General features: G+C 69.5%; 20 protein-coding genes and 1 tRNA gene. 8 read left to right on the forward strand and 13 right to left on the reverse strand.

Going from position 1 to position 21,623, the window contains the following annotated elements:
- Positions 1 to 176: 176 nt before the first annotated feature.
- A complete protein-coding gene (locus tag DEJ33_RS12860) occupies positions 177 to 449 on the reverse strand; it encodes a hypothetical protein (protein ID WP_146242627.1) in 273 nt (90 codons plus the stop codon).
- Between the two features lie 397 nt (positions 450 to 846).
- Positions 847 to 1,155, reverse strand: coding sequence for an NUDIX domain-containing protein (locus DEJ33_RS17780; RefSeq protein WP_181432960.1), 309 nt, complete (start codon positions 1,153 to 1,155; stop codon positions 847 to 849).
- 269 nt (positions 1,156 to 1,424) lie between these two features.
- Here DEJ33_RS17780 and DEJ33_RS12870 point away from each other — a divergent pair, with 269 nt between their 5' ends.
- Positions 1,425 to 1,898: a VOC family protein gene (locus tag DEJ33_RS12870; RefSeq protein WP_111078898.1), complete on the forward strand. Its 474-nt coding sequence runs from the start codon at positions 1,425 to 1,427 to the stop codon at positions 1,896 to 1,898.
- Here DEJ33_RS12870 and DEJ33_RS16970 read toward each other — a convergent pair.
- Positions 1,871 to 2,053 (reverse strand): hypothetical protein, encoded by a 183-nt coding sequence (locus DEJ33_RS16970; protein WP_146234129.1) that lies wholly within the window; start codon positions 2,051 to 2,053, stop codon positions 1,871 to 1,873. The genes DEJ33_RS12870 and DEJ33_RS16970 overlap by 28 nt on opposite strands.
- A 549-nt stretch (positions 2,054 to 2,602) precedes the next feature.
- Between DEJ33_RS16970 and DEJ33_RS17310 the strand changes: the two genes are divergently transcribed.
- The 4 genes from DEJ33_RS17310 to DEJ33_RS12895 all read left to right on the forward strand — a co-directional run bounded on the left by DEJ33_RS17310 (position 2,603) and on the right by DEJ33_RS12895 (position 7,781).
- Positions 2,603 to 2,767, forward strand: coding sequence for a hypothetical protein (locus DEJ33_RS17310; protein WP_181432961.1), 165 nt, complete (start codon positions 2,603 to 2,605; stop codon positions 2,765 to 2,767).
- A gap of 1,110 nt (positions 2,768 to 3,877) precedes the next feature.
- Positions 3,878 to 4,636, forward strand: a complete 759-nt coding sequence (locus DEJ33_RS12885) for a hypothetical protein (RefSeq protein WP_111078895.1) — start codon at positions 3,878 to 3,880, stop codon at positions 4,634 to 4,636.
- Between the two features lie 137 nt (positions 4,637 to 4,773).
- The gene (locus tag DEJ33_RS12890; protein ID WP_181432962.1) at positions 4,774 to 5,685 is read left to right on the forward strand and encodes a site-specific integrase; all 912 of its coding nucleotides are present in this window, start codon (positions 4,774 to 4,776) and stop codon (positions 5,683 to 5,685) included.
- On the forward strand, positions 5,682 to 7,781 hold the full coding sequence (locus tag DEJ33_RS12895; protein WP_111078893.1) for a hypothetical protein: 2,100 nt from the start codon (positions 5,682 to 5,684) through the stop codon (positions 7,779 to 7,781). Before DEJ33_RS12890 ends, DEJ33_RS12895 begins: the two co-directional genes overlap by 4 nt.
- 367 nt (positions 7,782 to 8,148) lie before the next feature.
- Here the strand turns inward: DEJ33_RS12895 and DEJ33_RS12900 are convergent.
- The 3 genes from DEJ33_RS12900 to DEJ33_RS12910 all read right to left on the reverse strand — a co-directional run bounded on the left by DEJ33_RS12900 (position 8,149) and on the right by DEJ33_RS12910 (position 9,797).
- Positions 8,149 to 8,222, reverse strand: a tRNA-Pro gene (locus DEJ33_RS12900).
- Between the two features lie 139 nt (positions 8,223 to 8,361).
- Positions 8,362 to 8,964 (reverse strand): hypothetical protein, encoded by a 603-nt coding sequence (locus DEJ33_RS12905; RefSeq protein ID WP_111195177.1) that lies wholly within the window; start codon positions 8,962 to 8,964, stop codon positions 8,362 to 8,364.
- On the reverse strand, positions 8,961 to 9,797 hold the full coding sequence (locus tag DEJ33_RS12910; protein WP_111078892.1) for an endonuclease/exonuclease/phosphatase family protein: 837 nt from the start codon (positions 9,795 to 9,797) through the stop codon (positions 8,961 to 8,963). The genes DEJ33_RS12905 and DEJ33_RS12910 overlap by 4 nt, the downstream gene beginning before the upstream one ends.
- 70 nt (positions 9,798 to 9,867) lie before the next feature.
- On the opposite strand from DEJ33_RS12910, the gene DEJ33_RS12915 reads away from it, so the two are divergent.
- Together DEJ33_RS12915 and DEJ33_RS12920 are read left to right on the forward strand one after the other, a co-directional pair.
- Positions 9,868 to 11,343 carry a hypothetical protein gene (locus DEJ33_RS12915; RefSeq protein ID WP_111078891.1) on the forward strand — a complete coding sequence of 492 codons (1,476 nt, stop codon included), beginning with the start codon at positions 9,868 to 9,870 and terminating at the stop codon, positions 11,341 to 11,343.
- Positions 11,344 to 11,471: 128 nt separating this feature from the next.
- Positions 11,472 to 13,625: an ATP-dependent DNA helicase RecQ gene (locus DEJ33_RS12920; RefSeq protein ID WP_258374809.1), complete on the forward strand. Its 2,154-nt coding sequence runs from the start codon at positions 11,472 to 11,474 to the stop codon at positions 13,623 to 13,625.
- Positions 13,626 to 13,715: 90 nt separating this feature from the next.
- Here DEJ33_RS12920 and DEJ33_RS12925 read toward each other — a convergent pair whose 3' ends face one another.
- Positions 13,716 to 14,591, reverse strand: coding sequence for an oxidoreductase (locus DEJ33_RS12925; protein WP_111195178.1), 876 nt, complete (start codon positions 14,589 to 14,591; stop codon positions 13,716 to 13,718).
- A gap of 104 nt (positions 14,592 to 14,695) precedes the next feature.
- Here DEJ33_RS12925 and DEJ33_RS12930 point away from each other — a divergent pair, with 104 nt between their 5' ends.
- A complete protein-coding gene (locus DEJ33_RS12930; protein ID WP_258374808.1) occupies positions 14,696 to 15,574 on the forward strand; it encodes a helix-turn-helix domain-containing protein in 879 nt (292 codons plus the stop codon).
- Here DEJ33_RS12930 and DEJ33_RS12935 read toward each other — a convergent pair.
- The 6 genes from DEJ33_RS12935 to DEJ33_RS17630 form a co-directional block, all read right to left on the reverse strand.
- Positions 15,537 to 16,067 carry a hypothetical protein gene (locus DEJ33_RS12935; protein ID WP_110904745.1) on the reverse strand — a complete coding sequence of 177 codons (531 nt, stop codon included), beginning with the start codon at positions 16,065 to 16,067 and terminating at the stop codon, positions 15,537 to 15,539. The two genes, DEJ33_RS12930 and DEJ33_RS12935, sit on opposite strands and share 38 nt — an antisense overlap.
- Positions 16,068 to 16,203: 136 nt before the next feature.
- A complete protein-coding gene (locus DEJ33_RS12940; RefSeq protein WP_111078890.1) occupies positions 16,204 to 16,833 on the reverse strand; it encodes a hypothetical protein in 630 nt (209 codons plus the stop codon).
- 57 nt (positions 16,834 to 16,890) lie between these two features.
- Positions 16,891 to 18,411, reverse strand: a complete 1,521-nt coding sequence (gene der / locus DEJ33_RS12945; RefSeq protein WP_111045071.1) for a ribosome biogenesis GTPase Der — start codon at positions 18,409 to 18,411, stop codon at positions 16,891 to 16,893.
- Positions 18,412 to 18,483: 72 nt separating this feature from the next.
- Entirely contained in the window at positions 18,484 to 19,179 is a 696-nt protein-coding gene (cmk, locus tag DEJ33_RS12950) for a (d)CMP kinase (protein WP_111078940.1), read from the reverse strand.
- A 164-nt stretch (positions 19,180 to 19,343) separates the two neighbouring features.
- Positions 19,344 to 20,480: a prephenate dehydrogenase gene (locus DEJ33_RS12955; protein WP_111078939.1), complete on the reverse strand. Its 1,137-nt coding sequence runs from the start codon at positions 20,478 to 20,480 to the stop codon at positions 19,344 to 19,346.
- A 124-nt stretch (positions 20,481 to 20,604) separates the two neighbouring features.
- The gene (locus DEJ33_RS17630; RefSeq protein ID WP_258366311.1) at positions 20,605 to 21,357 is read right to left on the reverse strand and encodes a pseudouridine synthase; all 753 of its coding nucleotides are present in this window, start codon (positions 21,355 to 21,357) and stop codon (positions 20,605 to 20,607) included.
- Positions 21,358 to 21,623 lie beyond the last annotated feature (266 nt).

The following is a 21,623-nucleotide window of genomic DNA, read 5'->3' on the forward strand; positions in this document are numbered from 1 at the left end:
GCTGCTGGCGCTGGCGGCAACAGGGACGATCCCAAAGCGCCGATTCGTTCCGTGCGTGGGGTCGCCCGGGGCGGGGCGAGGGGTTGATCACCCACCCCACCACCCGCGGCGGGTGGTGGGGTCAGCTCGTAGTTGAGGTCGCCATCTCGTCGAGCAGCCGGGGTGGAGGCTAACTCTCACACCTCGATCGAGTGATCGTCGAATGAGTCGAAGTCGGGAACGTTGAAGGGGCTGGAGAGGTCGCCGTCGTCTCGGTCCTCGTCGGGGACGTCGTCAACCTCGAACGTGATCGGCACACCGGGGGTGACGACCACGTCCAGCGACCGGTTGCCGTACAGGGTGACTTTTACGAGGACCGCGCGAGCGCGGTCGGCTTCCACAACGGCCGTTTCAAGCGTGTGCAGGTCCTGGCCTTGCGCCAGCGGGTATGCGGTTCCATCGACGTTCATCGTGATCCGACGCAAAAGGGGCCCTGTCTGTTCAGCAGGCCCAAGTGAGCTGCGGTGGCCGACCAGCCACCGACAACAGAACGCCCGGCTCCTCGAGCTTCGCGAACAGCTCCGCATATCTCTCTGCCCGCCTCTTGGCGGCCTTCTCTAGTGCAGAGCCTCCTTGCCATGAGCCAGCCGTCCATAGACCAGCCTCGACGAGATACTTGAAGACAGGCACGTACGTCGTGATTGGCAGCTTGGGATACACCTTGGAGATGACCAGATCCGCAGGCAAATCTCAAGCAGGGCTCTGTAGCACGTCATCGAAAAGGTCCTGACGGGTGAGTCCGACGATGCCAACTGCCGTCATCTTCGCTCCGACGCCAAAAACGACGTCCAACCCGCTAGGTATTCATCATCGAGCGAGGTCGCGGCGCCCCAGCTGGGGGCGTACTCGTCGGAGTCCTATGCTCGGTGTAGCTCCGGTCCTCCGAGTGACACATCTGTGCAGGTCAGCCGCACCGCGAAGTACGCCGCAGGCACATCGCTGCCTACGGAGACGTCGAGCAGCTCGCCCGCGTCGCCGTCGAGCCCGGTCGCTTCGGAATTCGCGGCGGGAGGCCTCACGTAGGTTCTCGCTTTCTTCGACGCCGCCTCCGGGGAGCACGCAGTAGCTCCGGCCGTCCTTGAGCCGTCGGATCACGAGCACCTGCTCGTCGTGCACGACGACTTCCGATAAGCAGTCACGCTGGCGGTCAACGCCGATACGAGACAAACTGAGGCCGGAACTGAGAATCTGAAGAACTTCCAGACATTTTCACCCGCCTAGTCACACGAAACTGAGTCGACGGACTCACTACTTGTCGCCAACTCCGCTCGCGAGTCTCGGCGACGGCGCGCGTGTCACTCGATTCGACCAAACATCTTGTCGCCGTTTCGACGGCGCTAGGGCGGTCTCGATAGCCGATAACGGTTCGGACGGTAGACAGGGCCATGCCTTCCTCCGACGACGTCCCACACCTCTTGCAGACGGTCATCGACACGCCTGCACCGCGCGAGCTGGCCGAGTTCTACCGGTCGCTCCTGGGTCTCCGGTACCGCGATGGTGACGCACCCGACGCCGACGAGTCGGAGCAGCCCGAGTGGTTGGTGCTGACCGCCGACGACGGAACTCGCCGCCTGGCCTTCCAACTCGCTCCTGACCTGCCACGACCACAGTGGCCGACAGGCTCACCCCCGCAGATGCTCCACCTCGACCTCACCGTGGACTCGACAGCAGCCCTCGAACAGCAACGGGCTCGCGCCCTACGCCTCGGAGCGGCAGTTTTGAATGATCGATCCGCCGATGTCGACGAACCCCTCATTGTCTTCGCTGACCCTTCCGGGCACCCCTTCTGCATCTTCGTCGCACCGCGCACCGCGTCCCGATCGCTTTGCGATCAAGGACGGAGCCGAGAACGTCGATAGCCGACCGCGGCGCTCGCGAGGATGACGACGGCGCAGGCGAGCGTGACCCAAGCGAACACGTTGACCGAGCCGGTCGTGAAGAGAACGACTGCGGCTGCGCCGAACACGAGTCCAAGCAGCAGGAACACGAGCCATACGGCGTTCGGTCGAGTCATGAGACGAAGATACCGGCGCCCGACGACGGGCTTCGAGTTACGGCCTGCGTCCGAAAGACGATCGGCCAACGGGCCGTTCCATGGGCTTGACTGGGTGGCCATGAGCCCGCGAAGCAATCGACCACCGCTGATGAGCTGGGGCGCTTCTCGTTCTTGGCCGCGACAGCGGTCGTCGTGGGTGTTGTGCTGCTAGCGGGTGCTGTTGTTGCAGCGCAGGGACGTCTTATCGGCGGTGATGATGGAGTTGGGTGCCTGACGGACCCTGCTGTTGTGGGTGCTGAGTTCGAGGAGGAGGTCGGGATCAGTGTCACCCCGTCGTACTGGCCGCTTGGCACCGACTGCACGCTCGTCGGACCGTCGGACCGTAGCGCAGTCGTCGCCGAGAGTGACTGGGCGATGACAGCTGTTGCTCTCACGGGCATGGGTCTGGGAGCGGGACCAGTGCTCCTCCTGCCGTTTACGAGTCTCGGAAGACGTCGCATCGTTCGATCGGGTGACCGTTAGCCGATCGTGCTGCGGGACGCCTCCAGCGCCTTATGGTGCTGCTTGATGATCAAGCAGTGCGTAAGCACCTTCGACCGGTGGCGATGTGAGCGGGAAGTCGATCACGTCGGCGACCATGAGCAGATCATCGGCCACGAGCGCACCAGATGGAATGAGAACGCGGCGGGCAAGCAGCTGCGCGATCTGCGGTCACAGCGGTCCGCCCAATAGCGGATCGTCTACCGGCACACCGAATTGAGGCGCATCGACGCCGAGGAGTCACTTGGCGAGCTGCGCTGGCCGTAGACGGTCCACGAGGAAGACTGCCACCACCCCGAGCATGATGATCGCGCCTTTTCAATCGACAGCACCGGGCACCGGGCACCAGGCACCAGGCACCAGGCACCAGGCACCAGGCACCAGGCACCGGGCACCGGGCACCGGGCACCGGGAGGAAGACTTCCCATCCGCTCATAGGAGACGGACTGAAGCTTCCAACGACCTGCACCGATGGTGCTACAGGATGCGGTACCTGACCTGACGCAGTTCTCGAAGTCGGCTTGCTGGGAGGCCCCCGGCCCTCGCGACTGCGCTGATGGGCGACCCAACGTGCAATGGATGCCTCGATCGGGTCGGATGAGCGTCGACGAGGAGGACGCTGTTCCGTTTCCCAGAAGAGTTGGTGGGCATCCAACCAGGACTTCCACACTGCGTCCCTCGGGTCCCATGTGAACCCCGGCAGGATTTCGAGTCGCGCCCGCTGGTACTCGGTCATGCCCGCACGCGTCGACGGTCGGCGCTGGTAGGCGAGTCGGTCGACGAGGCGCTGCTCTTCGGTTCGCGGGCGTGGACGAGCAGCGCTCGCGGACGGTAGCCGGCCAGTCGCCGCCGTGAAGGCGTCGAGGTCGTGCACCGTCGTCACCCATCGCTGGACGGAGGCCGTGGGTATCGGGTCCTCACCGACGTCTGCGAGGTAGTAGTCGAGGCTGCGGCGCTGATCGGGGGTGAGCTGGTTGGCCGGCATGGTCGCGATCGCTGCCCATCGGTCGCGCAGGCGAACAAATCGGGGGTTCGGGGTCGACACGGCGGTCCTTTCCGAGCCCGCGGGTCGGCCTCGAAAGCGCTATGCGCGGACGGGTGCTCGATCCGGTAGGCGCGCTGATCCAGACCCACTTGGAGCCAAGAACAGGACGACTTTGGACGGGCGGATCACTACGGTTCTGACGTCCACCGTCTGAAAGGCCGACTCCTGTGTCCTACCCAGAACGCACATCCGCGACGTACACGCCGCTGCTCGCACTGCCTTGGTGGGACACGGTAGGGCCCTTCCTCACACCGCTCGTGGAAGACGCAGCCGACCATCTCGACCTCGACCCGCGTTTGCTCTACCCAGTGGTCACCCCGTTCGTTCTCTGGTGCTGGCAGGACCGGGGGCTCGACCTCGAGCCTGGTCAGGTCTTCCGGCAAGCCGTGATCGAACAGTTCGTTGCCACAGGGATGCCCGACTACGCGCGAGGAAGCCGCAACACCTTCCGAGGACGTCTTCTCCGGGTCGCGAACGTCGTGGGGACGGCTTCTCAGCGTGACCTCCGGCCCATCGGCAGATCGGCGCCGACGACGCCGTACTCGACCGCCGACATCGCTCGCTTGTGGTCCTGGTCAACTTCACAGAACACGCCCGCGCGTCAGACAGATGCGCGGGTGCTCCTCGCATTGGGGCTCGGGTGCGGTCTCGCTGCTCGAGAGGTACTCAACCTCCGCGTGCGCGACATCAGCCCTGACGGCTCGTTGGTCACCGTTCCTTCAGGGCGCCAGCGCACCGTCAGCGTCGATGGCCTCTGGCGCGCTCCGCTTGCTGATCGCGTCGTAGCGGCGGGCAGGGACGAGTGGGCCTTCAGGCGTCGCCGCAACTCCGTGGACGTCGGTCAGATCACCGATTTCGTGCAACGACATCGAACCGCCGAGGACATTCGTGTTGTGCGGATGCGCGCCACCTGGCTGGCGGGGAGGATCCGCGCGGGCCAACCGACCACAGACCTCTTGCGTGAGGCTGGCCTCACCCGGTTCGCCGCGCTAGATCGGTACCGAAGCAGTCCCTGACCTGGGCAAAGCCCCTCAGCTCACAGGTGGGTTGGGGCTCGCGGTATAGGGCGCTCGTGATCAAGAACACGAACCGCCCGTCAGGGGCTCGGCTCAGCCCGCGAGAACCCCAGCCGCGGGAGCAGATGGAGCCCCCGATGGCCGACCGCATCGACCAACGAATCCAGAAATTTCAACCACAGGTCAACAGGCACGTGTACGAAGTGATCCGCAACGACGTCATCGCCCTTGCTCGTGCGTCAGAGCCGCGGTCGATCTCTGACGCGCGGCGCGCGATGACGATGCTGAACGGCTTCGTGTCGTCCGTCTACACGAACGTCGGCGGCGACCTGACCGCCGACGCTCTCCTTCGTCCCTCCGTGATCATCCGCTACCTCAACACCGACACGCTCCACATACGCTACGTGTCCCGCTTCGACATCGCCCGGTTCCTCGGGACGCTCACCGAACGGCTCACCGGTCGTCAGGTGATGCGGCTTGCCCCGCCGCCGAGCACCCGCTCGAAGCCGTACACGAACGCAGAACTCGGGAAGCTCGTTTCCTGGGCGGGCAGCATGAACAGTGAGCTGCAGGCTCGCAACGCCTGGGCTCTTCTCGCGCTCGGCGCAGGTTGTGGCCTGACGGCAGCGGAGATCGCATCTTGCCGGCGGTCCGATGTCGAATTGATCGACGGCATCTGGTGGGTGAACGTCTCCGGTGAACGCGCTCGTCGGGTTCCCGCCCGTCGACAGTGGGCATCCGCTCTCGAACTTGCATGCGATCACTCCGAGGAATACCTCTTCCACGGGTACCGCCTCGACGAGTACCCGCCGCGAATGATCCAGTCGTTCGTTTCAGACCATCCCGCCGAGGTACGCCTGAGCCCCCTGCGGCTGCGCTCTGGCTGGATCGTCGGTCTGATCGACAATGGCGTTCCGCCCACCTACATCGCTGCCCTCGCCGGGCTGGCGAACGTCTCGTCACTTAACGACTACTTCGCCTTCGCCGCGCCGAGCGCGCTCACCGATCATCTGCAGGCCATCGTCGGCGGCCGCGAGGTGACGCGATGATCACGAACGGCACTCCCCCGGTCGGTGACCTCCTAGAACGCTCGACCCCGGACAACGAAACCGGTGCACCCTCCGCCCGCATGCTCGCTGACCGGAAGCAGACACTCGCCTCGGCCGATCCGTCCGACGAGCTCTACGCGGACGCGTTCGAGATGCTCGGCAAGATGCTGGACGCGCGTGGTCTCGACATCCAGCAGGACGAGGTCGAGGACTCCGTCGCAGCCGCCCGCCGGTACTCGTTCAACGACGTCAAGCGCATGCGCGGCCGCCTGCTCGCCTCCCGCGCGGACCTCCTGCTCGACGGTTTCGACTCGGAGGAACGTCGACCCGGAGCAGGTGGTCGACCGGCCACCATCAATCGACTTGCCCTGCTGACCGGGCTGTGCATGCTCGCGCTGGACAACCGTCCCCTGTGGATGCGCCAACTCGGCTCCTTTTTCAAGAACCAGATCGACGACGACGCGCGGGAACTCCTCGGGCTTCCCGACCCGAACAGCAAGCCGAGCCTGCAGAGCAAGCGGAACTGGGAACAGAACTGCCGCAACGCGTTCCAGCGCATGCTCGGTCTGATGGACCCCTACCCGTACAGCCGCTACGAGAACCGTCCGTACTCGGAGCACGCCCAAGAGCGCGCCGAGCACGAAGCTCACCACCTCGAGCGTGAGAAGAAGATGTACGAGCGTCTGGGCGACTTCGCGGACTTGCTCGTCAACATGACCTTCCACATGCAGCCTCGACGGCTCCGTCGAGCATCCGCACGTGAGAAGGTCAACGTCTCCTTTGACCAGACATTCATGTCGTCTCCGCTCAGCCGCACCGTCACCGCGTCACGGCTTCCGGCGAAGATCCAGGAGCAGCGTGCGCTCGAAGCCGCCGGTCGGCCGAAAGCCGGAATTGTCGACTCCTGGTCGGGCTACTACGTCCGAGAGACCGAGGACCGTCAGGATGGCGCGCCCGGCACCGCTCCGGCGTACGGAAGCGGAAGACCCACGACCAAGGTCGGTTGGCAGGCATCGATCGCCATGCGCGTTGACGATGGGATCGGCCTCGGGCGACACCCGAAGTTGATCCTCGCGACTGCGCTCAGCATGCCGAACGTGGGCGTTGCAGAAACCGCAGCGGACCTGCTCATCCGTATTGCGGACAATGGCCACCGGCCCGGTCTCGCTGCCGCTGACAAGGAGTACTGGGCGAACGCCATCCCGTCGCGCCTGCAGATCCCGGCGACGGCACGAGGCTGGCTGCCCAGCACTGATTACAGGATTGATCGTCTAGGCAAGTGGGGCGACGGACATCGCGGCGCCATCTTCGTCGAGGGCAAGGCAATGTGCCCGGCTACTCCAAAGTCGATCATCGACGCCACGAAGGATCGCATGCAGGGACGTATCGATGACGTGACGTACCACAAGCGACGCGGCAACCGTCGGTACTTCGAACTGCGCCCGAAAGCGAAGCCGGATGCTCGCGGAAACGTGAACATGATGTGCCCGGCCGCAGGCAAGAGTCCGACCGTCATCTGCCCGCTCCGCGAGATGCTCAAGACAGCCTCGAACAGCAAAGACCGGTGGGAGATCGAGGACGACGACCCCAACCTGCCCGACCGGGCGCTGATGGACGACATCTGCAAGCAGCACTCCGTCCAGTTCACCCCTGAGGACATGCCCCCGGCGTTCCAGGGGCTCGCCTACCGGTCACCGGAATGGCACGACTTCCACAGTCACGCCCGCAATTCGATTGAATCGCTGAACGGCAGCTTGAAGGGCACGCACCACGGCAACCTCGACGACCACGACCGTCGCAGGGTCCGCGGCTTCGCTGCTGCGTACGTCTTCCTCGTGATCATGGTGGTCGCGTTCAACATGAGACGCATCGCCGACTTCCTCGAGGCAGAAGCAGAAGAGTCCCGGCGAGAGAACCCGCAGGCGCCACCCGTTCAGCGTGCCCGAGACCGCAAGTACGCCAACCCCTACACCGCGACCCTTCCCGGTGGAGCTCCTGACGAAGTCGAACTCGCCAGACGCAGGGAGAAGAAAGCTGAAGGTGCTCGGCGAAAAGCTGAGCTCAGGGCAACGTCGCGCACGCCGCTTCGAACCTGATCCCGAACGAACGCGTCGCCACGGTCCGCGACTTCAGCACCCTCAGCCGCGCTTCCACCGAACCCCAAACCTCCAAGCGGTCTGTCCGACCCCTACTGCGCTCCGGTTGCGACATCTGCCGCAGCGCTGCCGGCCCTGAGTACCCCGGCTCGCGCTGATCCCGTCTTTTCGGGGTGCTCCGGCGCGCCCGGAAACGGCTGACGACGAGCTGGACGGGCGCAGAACGTTCTCAACGACGCAATGATCGTGTTGCGCCAGCCGGATCGATCCGCTGCCGCGCAAGAAGAAGGCCCTTCCCGGAGACATTCGGGAAGGGCCTTCTTTTTGCCGTCGAGTTCTTAACACACTAACTACGACGGCCCTTCGGTCGGGCTGACAGGATTTGAACCTGCGACCCCTTGACCCCCAGTCAAGTGCGCTACCAAGCTGCGCCACAGCCCGCGAGTCCCAAAAGGACCCAGACCCCGCCTCCACGAGGGAGACTGCGGGCCCCACCCCACACCCGACCGAGCGTGGAGCAGCCCGTCAAGCATAGCGGAAGCGGGAGCCCCACCGCGCCACGGCGACGGACCCGAGCGCGTCACCCCCGCAGGTGCATCGGCTGGACGACCCGCCGCTCCCGCGACAGCCAGGGCAGCGCGAACCCGGCGAGCAACGCCCCGAGTCCGTCCGCCGCCATGTCGCCGATGGTGTCGTCGTACCCGACGAAGATCGTGTCGTCGACGAGGTTGTGCCCGAGCCACTCGCCGATCTCCCACACCGAGCCGATCGCCATCCCGGCAGCGAGCGCCACGAGGGCGGACAGCAGCACGCCGGCGCGCGGGGCCGAGACGACGACGCCAGCGTCCGAGGCGATCACGACGAGCAACGCCGCGAGCAGCCCGACCAGGATGACGTGGACGAGCTTGTCCCAGAGGAACACGGTCGTGTACCAGTCGAGCACGCTGCTCCAGGCGGCGACCAGGCAGAGCAGCACGACGGCCGCGTCGAACGTCGGTCGCAGGCCGAGCATGCGCGGAACGACGGTGCCGAGGAGTGCGAGGGTCGTCACGGCGAACGCGACCGCTCCCCAGCCGACGGCGGCGACGGGCACGCTCACCAGGGTGACGATGCGCAGGACGTCCGCGGCCCAGACGGCGCCGTGCGGCCGTCGGAGGAACGTCGGCCCGAAGGTGTCGATCACGCGGTCGCCTGGAAGGACAGCACGGCGTGCACGGCGAGGTGGTCGGACGGCCACACTCCCCCGGGCCGCCGTGTCGAGATCGCGGCGCGGGACACGACGGCGTCCGCGGTGGCGAACACGCCGTCGATGCGCGGCTTGTCGGCGCGCGGCTCCCGGTAGGCGGCGTACGTGCCGAGTTCCGCCGTCTCCAGGCGGGAGGCTCGCCTCCAGGTGTCCGTGATGCCCGCCTCCGCCAGTGCTCGCCACGGTGCCGACCCGGCCGGCGCGTTGCAGTCGGCCATCACGACGGCGGGCAGGCCGGACTGGGCGACGATCCGGCCGAGCAGTTGCGCCGAGCGGAGTCGGGCCCATGGCGATGCGACGTCGAGGTGCGTGGCCAGTGCCAGGAACCGTCGTCCGGTCGCGTGGTCGTCGAGGACGGCGCCGACCGCGTGCCGGCGGAAGGCGGTCGCCCACGAGCGGGAGCCGGGGCGCAAGGGTGTGCGGGACATCGCCCACGACCGGCGCTCGACGACGGTGCAGCGCTCGGTGTCGACCAGGAGCCCGACGGCCTCCCCGTCGCCGAAACGGTCACGGCCGAGCAGGACCGCTTCCCAGCGCGACCCGATGCCGGTGGCGAGGTCGACGGCCTGGGGGCGCAGGGCCTCCTGGACGGCGAGCACGGTGGGCTCCTCGGAGGCGACGAGTGCCACCACGGCGTCGCGGCGGTGTTCCCACGAGTCCGGGTGGCCGGTGGGTCGGGGCACGCTGCGGCGCAGGTTGAGGGTCATGCAGTGCAGGTCGGGAGCGGCCACCGGCCCGATGATCGGTCGGTCGTCGGCCTGTCGGTGCATGCTCCCCTTCTACGAGACGGCACGGATGCCCTTCTCAGGGAGACGTCGGCTCGCCTCCTAGGGTGGGCCGATGCGTTCTCGACCCGTCCGTGCCCTGCTCGCGCTCGCTGTGACCGGTCTGGTGCTCGGGGTGACGGCCTGTTCGGGTGCGGCTCCGACCCCGCGTCCGGCGCTCGCCCGAGCGTCGTCGGACACCGTGACCGTGGTGGCGGAACGGTCCGCCGCGGACCGTTCGGTCCGGACGAGTCGTGCCCTCTTCCGATCCGCGCCGGGTGCTGTCGTCGCGCCCGCCGGAGACGCCGATGCCGTCCGCGACGCGGCGAGCGCCGCGGTCCGCGCGCACGTTCCGGCCCTGCTCGTCGACGCCGGATCGAAGAAGGCGACCACTGCCGTGACCGACGAACTCGAGCGTCTCGGGGCGTCCTGGTACCGGGCGTTCGGCGACGCGACCCTCGACACGCAGATCGAGGAGCGGGACGTGCCGGAGGTGGGCCGGCAGGCGGAGGCGGGCCGGGCCTCCCGGCAGACGGTGCTCGTCGCGGACCGGTCGGACGACGCTGCCGCGGTGGCGACGGCCCGCGCTGCCGACGCTCAGGTGGTGGAGATGCCCTCGGGCGTGTCGGACCCGGCTGCGTCGGGGGCGGTCGTCAGCGCGCTGCACGGTGCGCAGGGGCGGCCGACGCTGTTGCTCGGGGCGTCGTTCGCGGACCTCGGCCATCCGGAGTGGGTGGTCCGGGCCGCGCAGACCGGGTACCGGATCGGCGGGGGTGGGCAGCGTCCGTTCGACGGCCACCGGTACACGGCTCTCTACGGCGCGCCCGGGGCGCCGGTGCTCGGCGTCCTCGGCGAGCAGGACCCGGCCGCGAGTGTCGCGCGGGCCCGGAAGCTGGCGGAGCAGTACCGCGGGCTGTCCGACGTGCCCGTGACGCCCGCGTTCGAGGTGATCGCCACGGTGGCGGCGGGTGAGGCAGGGGACGACGGCGACTACTCACGCGAGCTGCCGGTGTCGGCCCTGGAGCCGTACGTCGATGCCGCGCACCGGGCGGGCATGCCGACCATCATCGACCTGCAGCCCGGGCGCAGCGACTTCCTGGCGCAGGCGGAGCGGTACGAGTCGCTGCTGTCGCGGCCGGACGTGTGGCTGGCGCTCGACCCGGAGTGGCGGCTCGGCCCGGACCAGGTCCCGCTCCGGCAGATCGGTACGGTCAGCGCGCGGGAGGTGAACGGCGTGTCGGAGTGGCTCGCCGGCCTCGTCCGTCGTGAGGGGCTGCCGCCGAAGGCGCTCGTCCTGCACCAGTTCCGGTCCTCGATGGTGACGGACCGCGGTTCACTCACGTCGCACCCGGAACTCGACCTGCTCGTGCACGTCGACGGCCAGGGGTCGCAGCCGGACAAGCAGGCGACGTGGAAGGCGCTGCACGACGGTGGCCCGGACGGACTGCACTGGGGATGGAAGAACTTCTTCGACGAGGACACCCCGATGCTGACGCCGGAGCAGACCATGTCCGAGGTGCAACCGACGCCGTCACTGGTCACCTACCAGTGAACGGTCGCAGGTTCTCCACAGCCTGGCGCGCCCCGCTCGGCGGCGACGCGAAGCGTTGCGCGGGGCGCGCCGACCGAGCCTGCGAGGGAGGGGCCGGGTTCGTCGGTCGGTCCTGACAGCATGGGGGCATGAGTTCACCCGCTGCCTCCCCCGTCCCGCCTGCTGCGGTGCCGTCTGCTGACATCGTGGCCGAGGCGCAGGAGGCCCTGCAGGCGCTGACCGGCCGGGTCGATGCGGTCTTCCACCCGGGGCAGCTCGAGGCGATCTCCGCGCTGGTCGAGCACCGGCAGCGAGCGCTCGTCGTGCAGCGCACCGGGTGGGGCAAGTCCGCGGTCTACTTCCTCGCCACGCTGCTGCTCCGGCGTCGGGGCGGTGGGCCGACCGTCCTCGTGTCGCCGCTGCTCGCCCTGATGCGTGACCAGGTCGCCGCAGCGGCCCGGGCCGGGGTCCGAGCGGTCTCGATCAACTCCGCGAACGCGCACGAGTGGACCGAGACCCAGGCGGCCCTCGCCCGTGACGAAGTCGACGTGCTGCTGGTCTCCCCGGAGCGGCTGAACAACCCGAAGTTCCGTGACGAACAGCTGCCCGCGCTCATCGGGCGGATGGGCATGCTCGTCGTCGACGAAGCGCACTGCATCTCCGACTGGGGTCACGACTTCCGGCCGGACTACCGCCGCCTCGCCGAACTCATCCGGTCCCTGCCGCACGGCGTGCCGGTCCTCGCGACGACGGCTACCGCGAACGAGCGCGTGGTGGAGGACGTCGCCGAACAGCTGACCGCCGGACCCGACGACCCTGTGTTCACCATCCGCGGGTCGCTCGCCCGCGCTTCGCTGCGGCTCGGTGTGCTCACCCTGCCGGACGCCCGTGCTCGCCTCGGCTGGCTGCTCGCCCACCTCGGCGACCTGCCCGGCAGCGGCATCATCTACACGCTCACCGTCTCGGCGGCCGAGGACATCGCCCGGCTCCTCCGGGAATCCGGGTACGCCGTCCGCGCCTACACCGGCCGGACCGACAACGACGAACGCGAGCAGCTCGAAGGGCAGCTGAAGGACAACCAGCTCAAGGCCCTGGTCGCCACCAGCGCGCTCGGCATGGGGTTCGACAAGCCCGACCTGGGCTTCGTCGTGCACATCGGGGCGCCGTCCTCCCCCGTGGCGTACTACCAGCAGATCGGTCGTGCCGGCCGCGCCACCGACAACGCCGACGTCCTGCTGCTGCCCGGGCGTGAGGACCAGGAGATCTGGCAGTACTTCGCCAGCGCCTCGATGCCGACCGAGTCCCGGGCCTCGGCGGTGCTCGGCGCGCTCTCCGTCGACACCGCTATGTCGACCGTGGCCCTCGAAGGGCTCGTCGACATCAAGCGATCGACGCTGGAACTGCTCCTCAAGGTGCTCGACGTCGACGGCGCCGTCCGTCGGGTCGGCGGCGGCTGGGTCGCCACCGGTCGGCCGTGGGAGTACGACGCCGCCCGCTACGAGCGGGTCGCCGCCGCCCGTGCCGCCGAGGCCGCGTCGATGCTCATCTACGAGTCCACGAGCGCGTGCCGGATGCAGCTGCTCCAGCAGGACCTCGACGACCCCACCGCGGAACCCTGTGGCCGGTGCGACAACTGCGCCGGCGCCTGGTACCCGACGGACGTCTCGGACGCGGACCGCACGGGTGCCGCGAACGCCCTCGACCAGGTCGGCGTCGAGATCGCCCCCCGTGCACAGTGGCCCTCGGGCATGTCGTCGCTGGGCGTCGCGGTCAAGGGCAAGATCCCGGTCGGCGAACTCGTCGCTCCGGGTCGGGCCGTCGCCCGGCTCACCGACCTCGGATGGGGTGGTCCGCTGCGAGCCCTGTTCGCGAACGGGACCCCGGACGCACCGGTGTCCCGCGAACTCGTCGACGGCTGTGTCCGTGCGCTCAAGGACTGGCCGTGGGAGACCCGACCGACCGGTGTTGTCGCGATGTCCTCGCGCTCCCGCCCGCAACTCGTCGCCTCGCTCGCCCAGGCGCTGTCCTCGATCGGTCGGCTGCAGCACCTCGGCACCCTCGACCGGGAGGGCGGGGTGCCGCGTGGTGACGGTGCGACGAACAGCGCCTACCGGTTGTCCGGCGTGTGGGACACGTTCGTCGTCGGACCGGAGCTCGCGGCGGCGCTGCAGGCGCACGAGGGGCCGGTCCTGCTCGTCGACGACCTGGTCGACAGCCGGTGGACGATGACGGTCGCCGGGCGGGAACTCCGACGGGCCGGGGCATCGGCCGTGCTGCCGTTCGCGCTCGCCACCGTGGCCTGACAGTTCGCCCGGCCCAGCCCGCTCGGCCGCGCGGCACCGAGCCGGCGTGACCGGGCCGGCGGGACCGAGGCCGGGCCGACCCCGGTCGGACTACCCGGCCGAACCGATCGCGTCGAGTTCGGCGACGGCGTCGTCCGGCAGCGCGAAGCCCGCGGACGCCACGTTGTCCCGCAGGTGGTCGACCGACGACGTCCCCGGGATCAGCAGCATGTTCGGCGACCGCTGGAGCAACCACGACAGCGCGACGGTCAGGCGCGAGACCTCCAGGCGCTCCGCGACCCGGTCGAGTGCCCCGGACTGCAGCGGCGAGAACCCACCGAGCGGGAAGTACGGCACGTAGGCGATGCCCTGCGACGCGGTGAGGTCGACGAGCGCGTCGTCTTCGCGGCGCGCCACGTTGTACATGTTCTGCACGCAGACGATCGGCGCGTAGCTCTGCGCCTCCGCGAGCTGCTCGGCGCTGACGGTCGACAGGCCGATGTGGCGGACGAGCCCGTCCTCCTGCAGGCGCGCGAGTGCCTCGACCTGCGGGGCGATCGAGCCCGGTTCCGGAGCGTCGAAGCCGCCCATCCGGATGTTCACGACCTCGAGCTGCTCGAGACCGAGGGTGCGGAGGTTCTCGTGCACCTGCGCCACCAGGTCGTCGGGCTGCCGGGTCGGCACCCAGTTGCCCTCGGCGTCCCGCACCGATCCGACCTTCGTCACGATGTGTACGTCGTCCCCGTAGGGCGAGAGCGCTTCGCGGATGAGTTCGTTCGTGACGTGCGGGCCGTAGAACTCAGCGGTGTCGATGTGCGTGATGCCGAGCTCGACGACGGTCCGGAGCACCCGGACGGCCTCGTCGCGGTCGGCCGGAGGACCGAACACGTGCGGTCCGGCGAGCTGCATGGCGCCGTACCCGACGCGGGTGAGTTCGAGGTCGTCGGCGAGGCGGAACGTGCCGCCGGGGAGCGATGTCGTGGTCATGGCCTCCACGATGCTCCCCGTCACCCGTCCTGCCCAGATCCCCGACGATCCTGGGACCACGGGGACCAGGACCGGACCCCGGCACTGCGCCTACGATCGGCACCGTGAGCGACAACCCCCTCGGCGACCACCTGCGCGCCCGCCGCGAGCTGGTGCAGCCGGCGGACGTCGGCATCCGCGTGACGGGCGTCCGACGCACCCCGGGCCTCCGCCGGGAGGAGGTCGCGATGCTTGCCGGGATCAGCGCCGACTACTACCTGCGCCTGGAGCAGGGGCGGGACCGCAACCCGTCACCGCAGGTCCTGGAGGCGCTCGCCCGGGTCCTGGGGCTCGACACGACCGCCACCGAGTACCTGCTCGGCCTGGCCGGCATCCGCCCGACCACTCCCGCCAGACGCTCCCGCCCCCACCGCCAGGTGGTGCCGGCCGGCACCCGCCAGCTCCTCGACGTGATCGGGCTACCGGCCTTCGTCGAGAACCGGGCGTTCGACGTCCTCGCCGCGAACAGCCTGGCGACCGAACTCGCCCCGGGCCTCCGAGCAGGCGAGAACCGACTGCGGACCATGTTCCTCGACCACGACGAGGTCGAACGGTACCCGGAGTGGCCACAGCAGCGGGCGGGGATGGTCGCCGCGTTCCGGACGTCGATCGGACCGGACGTCGACGACCCGGACGTCGTCCAGCTGGTCGGCGAGCTGTCCCTCGGCAGCGAGGAGTTCCGGCAACTCTGGGCCCGCCACGACGTGCGGCCCCTCGGTGGCGGCGCGGTGCGGATGTGGCATCCGGAGGTCGGCGACCTGGAACTCCGCCGCGAGAAGTTGGCCGTCGGCGGCACCGACGGGCAGCTGCTCGTCGTGCACCACGCGGAGCCGGGCTCACCGTCGGCACGGGGGCTCGCGCTGCTCGGTTCGCTCGCCGCGACACGGACGGCGGCAGCGCACTCCGCTACCGAACAGTCCGACGTACCGGCTTCGGGAACGTGAGTCGCATGTGGTCGCTCGTCAGGACGTCGCCGATCCCGACCATGAGCACCGAGAACAGGATCTGCTCGATGACCATCCAGAACGGGTAGAGGCCCGGGATCGCCGCGATCACCAGCGTCACGATCGGGAAGACCCGGCTGAAGAGCCGTAGTCGCTGGTACGCCCAGTAGTAGCCGAGCTGTGCGCGCCACGCGAACACGTAGAGCGTCAGGGTGATGAGCAGCACGACCGTCGCTCGGAACCACACCGCCCACGGGACGACCTCCCCGGCACGGGTCAGCAGCACGGCGACGACGATCGCGGTCAGCCCGACGACCGTCTCGGCGACGAGCAGCCACCGGATCCACCGGAACGAGCGGACCGTGTCCGGGTGGGCGAGCATGTCCTCGCGGATGACGTAGCCGCCCTGCCGACCGCCGGCCAGGCGGTCCAGGCGGAGCCGGCTCCACGCCCGGTCAGCGGTCGCTGCCAGGCCGGATGGTCGCTGCGTCACCGTCCCATCGTGCCGTACTCGACGGCTCCCTGCTGCCTCGGGCCGCCGACGCGGCTGAGAGTCCGGTCTGCCGGAGTGCGGTCTACCGGAGTGCAGTCTGCCGGGAGGCACGCCCTCCCCCGCCGCGCTGTCTCGGTCAGAAGACGGGGAGCAACTCGGCGCCGCCGAGCAGGTCCCCGGTGTCGGCATCGACCAACAGGACGGAGTGCACCACCGGCGGCAGGTCCTGCGGGTCGACGATGACCAGTACGGGGTGTTCGCCGTCCGGTGTGAACGAGCCGAAGTCGGCGGGGACGTCGTCGCCGGTCCACTGCGCCCGTTCGCTCCCCAGGACGTCGCCCGAGGACAGCTGGACCCGCACCGCGCCGACGTGCGACCCGGTCGTACCGGACCCTGCCGTCACCCGCACGCCGGTCAGGGTGATCTGGACGACTTGTTCGCCGACGACCTCGAGGCGGACGTTCCCGCGGACCTCGCCACGGATGGGGACGAGGTCGCCGGCGATCGGCAGTGCCCGTCGCCACCACGGACCGGACGCCTGCGCGTCGTCGACGGGGAGCCCGGTCGCGGCATCGATCATCGGAGCGTCGCCGGTGGCGTCCGTGGTCGGCTCGTCCGGGATGAACCCGTGGCCGATCGAGATCCCGGCGTCGTCCGCACTCGGGGACGGGTCAGGAACCGACGCCGACGTCGTCCCACCGTCCGCAGCCGACCACTGCACGACCGCGCCGGCGGCGACCACGACGAGCAGCACCAGCCCGGCCACGAGAGGCCATCGACGTCGAGACGTCGATCGCTCCCCTCGTGGCACGGACATGGCGGCTCAGCGCTTCCGGCGCTCGCGCACTCGCATGTTGACGACGATCGGCGTGCCGTCGAAGCCCCAGACCTCGCGCAGACGGCGGGTGATGAACCGGCGGTACTGCGGGTCGAGGAACGCCGAGGTGAACAGCACGAACGTCGGCGGCTGGCTCGACGCCTGCGTGGCGAACAGGATGCGGGGCTGCTTGCCGCCGCGGACCGGGTGCGGGTGCTCCTGGACCAGTTCGGCGACGAAGGCGTTGACCTTGCCCGTCGGGATACGGGTGTCCCACGACTCGAGCGCGGTTTCGAGGGCCGGCACGAGCTTCTCGAGGTGACGGCCGGTGCGGGCGGAGATGTTCACGCGCGGGGCCCAGGCGACGTGCGCCAGGTCCTGCTCGATCTCGCGCTCCAGGTAGCGGCGGCGCTCGTCGTCCAGCAGGTCCCACTTGTTGTACGCCAGGACCAGGGCACGACCGGACTCGAGGACCAGGTCGATGATGCGGAGGTCCTGCACGGACACCGGCTCGGTCACGTCGAGGACGACGACCGCGACCTCGGCCTTCTCGAGCGCGGCGGTGGTGCGGAGCGATGCGTAGAAGTCGGCGCCCTGCTGCAGGTGGACGCGCTTCCGGATGCCGGCGGTGTCGACGAAGCGCCAGGTCTTGCCACCGAGCTCGATCTGCTCGTCCACCGGGTCACGGGTCGTGCCCGCGAGCTCGTTGACGACGACGCGCTCTTCACCGGCGGCCTTGTTGAGCAGCGAGCTCTTGCCGACGTTCGGACGGCCGAGGATGGCGACGCGACGCGGGCCGCCGATCTCCTGCTTGGCGACCGCGGACACGTCGGGCAGCGTCGTGATGATGAGGTCGAGGAGGTCCGCGACGCCACGGCCGTGCAGTGCCGAGACGGGGTGCGGCTCGCCGAGACCCAGGTTCCAGAGTGCGTAGGCCTCGAGGTCACGACGCTCGTCGTCGGACTTGTTCGCGGCGACGATGACCGGGCGGTCGGTGCCGCGGAGCATCTTGACGACGTGCTCGTCGGTGGCGGTGATGCCGACCGTGACGTCGACGACGAACAGGACCGCGTCGGCGAGGTCGATCGCGACCTCGGCCTGGGCGGCGACCGATGCGTTGATGCCCTTCGCGTCGGGCTCCCACCCGCCGGTGTCGACGATGGTGAAGCGCTTGTCGTTCCACTCGGCCTTGTAGCTGACGCGGTCGCGGGTGACACCGGGGGTGTCCTGCACGACGGCTTCGCGGCGGCCGAGGATGCGGTTCACGAGCTGCGACTTGCCGACGTTCGGACGGCCGACGATCGCGAGCACCGGCAGCGCCGGCAGGTACGCGACGCCGTCGACGCCGAGCTTGCCGGCTTCGAGGAGTGCCAGGTCCTCGTCGTCCAGGTCGTAGTCCTCGAGGCCGGCGCGGAGCGCGCTTGCACGCTGGTCCGCTTCGGCGTCGTCGATGCCGGCGAGCCGCTCTCCGAGCGAGTCGTCGTACTCGGGGAAGTCGTCGTCGCTTCGGTCGTCCAGCTGCGCCATGGTGGTTTCCTTGCCGGCGGCCGGTGGGCCGCGTGTTCGTGGTTCAGATGCGGCCGTGTGGCCGGGTTGTCGTCAGTTCGTGGCCGAGCGGGCCAGGTCGACCACCGCCTGCACGGTCTGGTCGAAGTCGAGGTCGGTGGAGTCGAGGGTGGTGACACCGTCGGCGGCGTTCATGAAGTCGACGACCTTCGCGTCGGCAGCGTCCCGACGGGCCAGGGCGGCCGAGGTCTCTTCGGCCGACTGCGTCGTGACCTCTGCCGACCGACGTGCCATCCTAACGGATTCGTCGGCGGTCAACAGGATCCGGACTTCGGCGTCCGGAGCGACCACTGTCGTGATGTCGCGTCCTTCGGTGATGATGCCCTGTCCGTCGGCCATCCGCATCACCTTGCGGAAGAGCGACACGAGCTTCGCGCGGACCTCCGGCAGCTTCGCGATGTGCGCCACGGCCGCGGTGACCTCCGGCGTCCGGATGGCATCGGTGACGTCGACACCGCCGACGCGGACGAAGTACTCGTCGGGGTCGGTGCCGATCGCGTAGTCGAAGGAGTCGAAGGCCGCGACCACCGCGACCGGGTCGTCCAGGTCGACGCCCTGCTGCAGCGCGTGCCAGGCGAGCGCGCGGTAGGCGGCGCCGGTGTCCTGGTAGCCGAAGCCGAGCGCACGGGCCGCCGCGCGGGAGACGCTGGACTTGCCGCTGCCGGCAGGGCCGTCCACGGCGATGACGAACTTCGCCACGAACGCTCCGGCGGGCAGGCCGGCGGGCATCGGGTCGCGGGTCGAACCGAGCTCGCCCGCACCCTGCCCGTCAGGACCGCCGGTGACGTCGCCGCCGCCGAGGGGCCCGGGCTGGTCCTTCGGGCTCGGCAGTCCGGAGTCGGGGGCGTCCGGGCCGCCGGTGACGCCGGACTCGAGCGTGGTGTCGTTGTCGTTCAGGCCCATGCTGCTGCGATCCTCCATCCGCGACCCTCGAGTTCCTCGACGAGTCGCTGTTCGTGCTCCGGGACGACCGACACCTCGACGATGCCGATCTGCGCCCGGGGCGAGTGCTCGAGGCGCAGGTCCTCGAGGTTGATGCCGAGTTCCCCGATGGTGGTGAGGAGTTCGGCGAACTGCCCGGGTCGGTCGTCGATGAGGACGACGACCTGGGCGAACCGTGCGGTGGACCCGTGCTTGCCGGGCAGCCGTTCGACCCCGCGGTTGCCCGAGGCCATGGTCTCGGCGATCGCCCGAGGCGACCCGGCTGCGGCGGGGTCGGCGAGTGCGGTGAGCACCCGGTCGAGTTCGTCGCGGAGGTCGGCGAGCACCGGCCGGATGTGCTCGGCGTTGGCTCCGATGATCTGCACCCACAGCCCGGGGTCGCTCGCGGCGATGCGCGTGACGTCTCGGACGCCGCCGCCCGCCAGACCGAGCGCTTCGCCGGGGGCGTCCCGCAGGCGCGAGGCCATCAGCGTCGCGACCAGCTGGGGCGCGTGCGACACCACGGCGACGGCCCGGTCGTGCGACTCGGGGTCCATCGGGACGACGGTCGCGCCGAGGTCGAGTGCCAGGTGCTCGACCACGGCGGCGCGCTGGTGGCTGATGTCGTCGTGTCCGGCGATGACCCAGGGACGACCGATGAACAGGTCGGCGCGGGCGGCGGTCGGACCGCTGCGTTCGCGGCCCGCCATCGGGTGCGAGCCGATGTACCGCGAGACGTCCGCTCCGGCGGCGCGGAGTCGGTCGAGCGGCCCGGACTTGACGCTCGCGACGTCGGTGACGACGGCGTCCGGGTGCGCGCGGAGTTCGCGTTCCACGACGGTCGCGGTGACGTCCGGCGGCACGGCGACCACGATGAGTTCGGGGTCGTCATCCGCTGCCGGGAGTCGTCCGGCGCCGTAGTCGACGGCGAGCGCCAGCGCGGCCGGGGAGACGTCGTCGAGGACGACGTCCACGCCCTTGTCGCGCAGCGCCAGTCCGATGGAGGCGCCGAGCAGTCCGGCCCCGACGATCCGCACCGGCCCGCGGACGCGGCGGTCGGTCTCGGCGCGCGACAGGCGGCTGTCGGTCGCGGTCGTGCTGGCGTCGATCACTGGGCAAGCCTATCGAGCGCGGGTGCCGGGCAGCAGGACGGCACCGGGCCTGTGGAGAAGTCCCCACCGGTCCCGGCGCCGTCCGTGTCGCGGTCGGCCCGCAACGGTCAGTCTCCGACGGTCAGTCCGTGCTCTCCGCGTCGTCGTCCCCGGTGCGGGTGTCCGCGGTCCGGGCGATGCCGAGCAGCTTGCCGAGTTCGACCGTGGTCAGCTCGCGCACCTCACCCGGCGCCAGGCTGCCGAGCTGCAGCGGTCCGAACGACCGGCGGACGAGCTCGAGCACCGGGTGTCCGACGGCTTCGAGCATGCGGCGGACGATGCGGTTGCGGCCGGAGTGCAGCGTGATCTCGACGAGCGACTCCCCGCGCGAGGACTCGAGCAGCCGTGCCTTGTCGGCGGCGATCTGGCCGTCCTCCAGCTCGATGCCGTCGAGCAGCAGCTGCAGCGTGGAGGGGACCATGTTGCCGTCGACCTTCGCGACGTAGGTCTTCGTCACGCCGAAGGACGGGTGTGCCAGGACGTGGGCGAGCCCGCCGTCGTTGGTCAGGATGAGGAGCCCGGCGGTGTCGAAGTCGAGACGGCCGACGTTGAACAGCCGCTCCTCGAACTGGTCGACGAACTGTGACAGGTCGGGACGGTCGTGCTCGTCCTGCATGCTCGACACCACACCGGTCGGCTTGTTGAGCACGACGTACCGCCGAGAGGTGTCGGTCTGCACCGGCACACCGTCGACCGCGACCTCGTCGGTGTCCGGGTCGACGCGGCGTCCGAGCATGTCCGCGACCTCGCCGTTCACCGTGACGCGGCCCTCCGAGATCAGGTTCTCGGCGACCCGTCGGCTCGCCACACCCGCAGCGGCGATCACCTTCTGCAGGCGCTCACCGCCTTCCTGGAGGTCCGGCTCGCCCCCGTCGGTCGCCGTCCCGTCCGCCGGGTCCCAGTCGGGGATGATCGGGCGTTCGGGCGTGCCCTCGACGGGGCGACCGGCGTCGTCGCGCTCCCCGGCCGGGAGCGGCGTGGTCCTCTTGCGTGCCGGGTCGTTGCGGGGGCTCGTCGTGCCACCGACGTAGCGGCGCCCGTTGTGCCACACGCTGCTCGGGGCGCCGTCCGGGCTCCGGCGGTCCTCGCGGCGGGGGTCGC

The organism is Curtobacterium sp. MCPF17_047, from assembly GCF_003234045.1.
Classification (GTDB): domain Bacteria; phylum Actinomycetota; class Actinomycetes; order Actinomycetales; family Microbacteriaceae; genus Curtobacterium.

Excerpts from the sequence above, each read along its gene's own strand:
- cmk (WP_111078940.1), bottom strand. The coding sequence starts at position 19,179 with ATGCCCGCCGGCCTGCCCGCCGGAGCGTTCGTGGCGAAGTTCGTCATC.
- DEJ33_RS16970 (WP_146234129.1), bottom strand. The coding sequence starts at position 2,053 with ATGACTCGACCGAACGCCGTATGGCTCGTGTTCCTGCTGCTTGGACTC.
- DEJ33_RS12870 (WP_111078898.1), top strand. The coding sequence starts at position 1,425 with ATGCCTTCCTCCGACGACGTCCCACACCTCTTGCAGACGGTCATCGAC.
- der (WP_111045071.1), bottom strand. The coding sequence starts at position 18,411 with ATGGCGCAGCTGGACGACCGAAGCGACGACGACTTCCCCGAGTACGAC.
- DEJ33_RS17310 (WP_181432961.1), top strand. The coding sequence starts at position 2,603 with ATGATCAAGCAGTGCGTAAGCACCTTCGACCGGTGGCGATGTGAGCGG.
- DEJ33_RS12860 (WP_146242627.1), bottom strand. The coding sequence starts at position 449 with ATGAACGTCGATGGAACCGCATACCCGCTGGCGCAAGGCCAGGACCTG.
- DEJ33_RS12920 (WP_258374809.1), top strand. The coding sequence starts at position 11,472 with ATGAGTTCACCCGCTGCCTCCCCCGTCCCGCCTGCTGCGGTGCCGTCT.
- DEJ33_RS12890 (WP_181432962.1), top strand. The coding sequence starts at position 4,774 with ATGGCCGACCGCATCGACCAACGAATCCAGAAATTTCAACCACAGGTC.
- DEJ33_RS12895 (WP_111078893.1), top strand. The coding sequence starts at position 5,682 with ATGATCACGAACGGCACTCCCCCGGTCGGTGACCTCCTAGAACGCTCG.
- DEJ33_RS12915 (WP_111078891.1), top strand. The coding sequence starts at position 9,868 with ATGCGTTCTCGACCCGTCCGTGCCCTGCTCGCGCTCGCTGTGACCGGT.
- DEJ33_RS12925 (WP_111195178.1), bottom strand. The coding sequence starts at position 14,591 with ATGACCACGACATCGCTCCCCGGCGGCACGTTCCGCCTCGCCGACGAC.
- DEJ33_RS12910 (WP_111078892.1), bottom strand. The coding sequence starts at position 9,797 with ATGCACCGACAGGCCGACGACCGACCGATCATCGGGCCGGTGGCCGCT.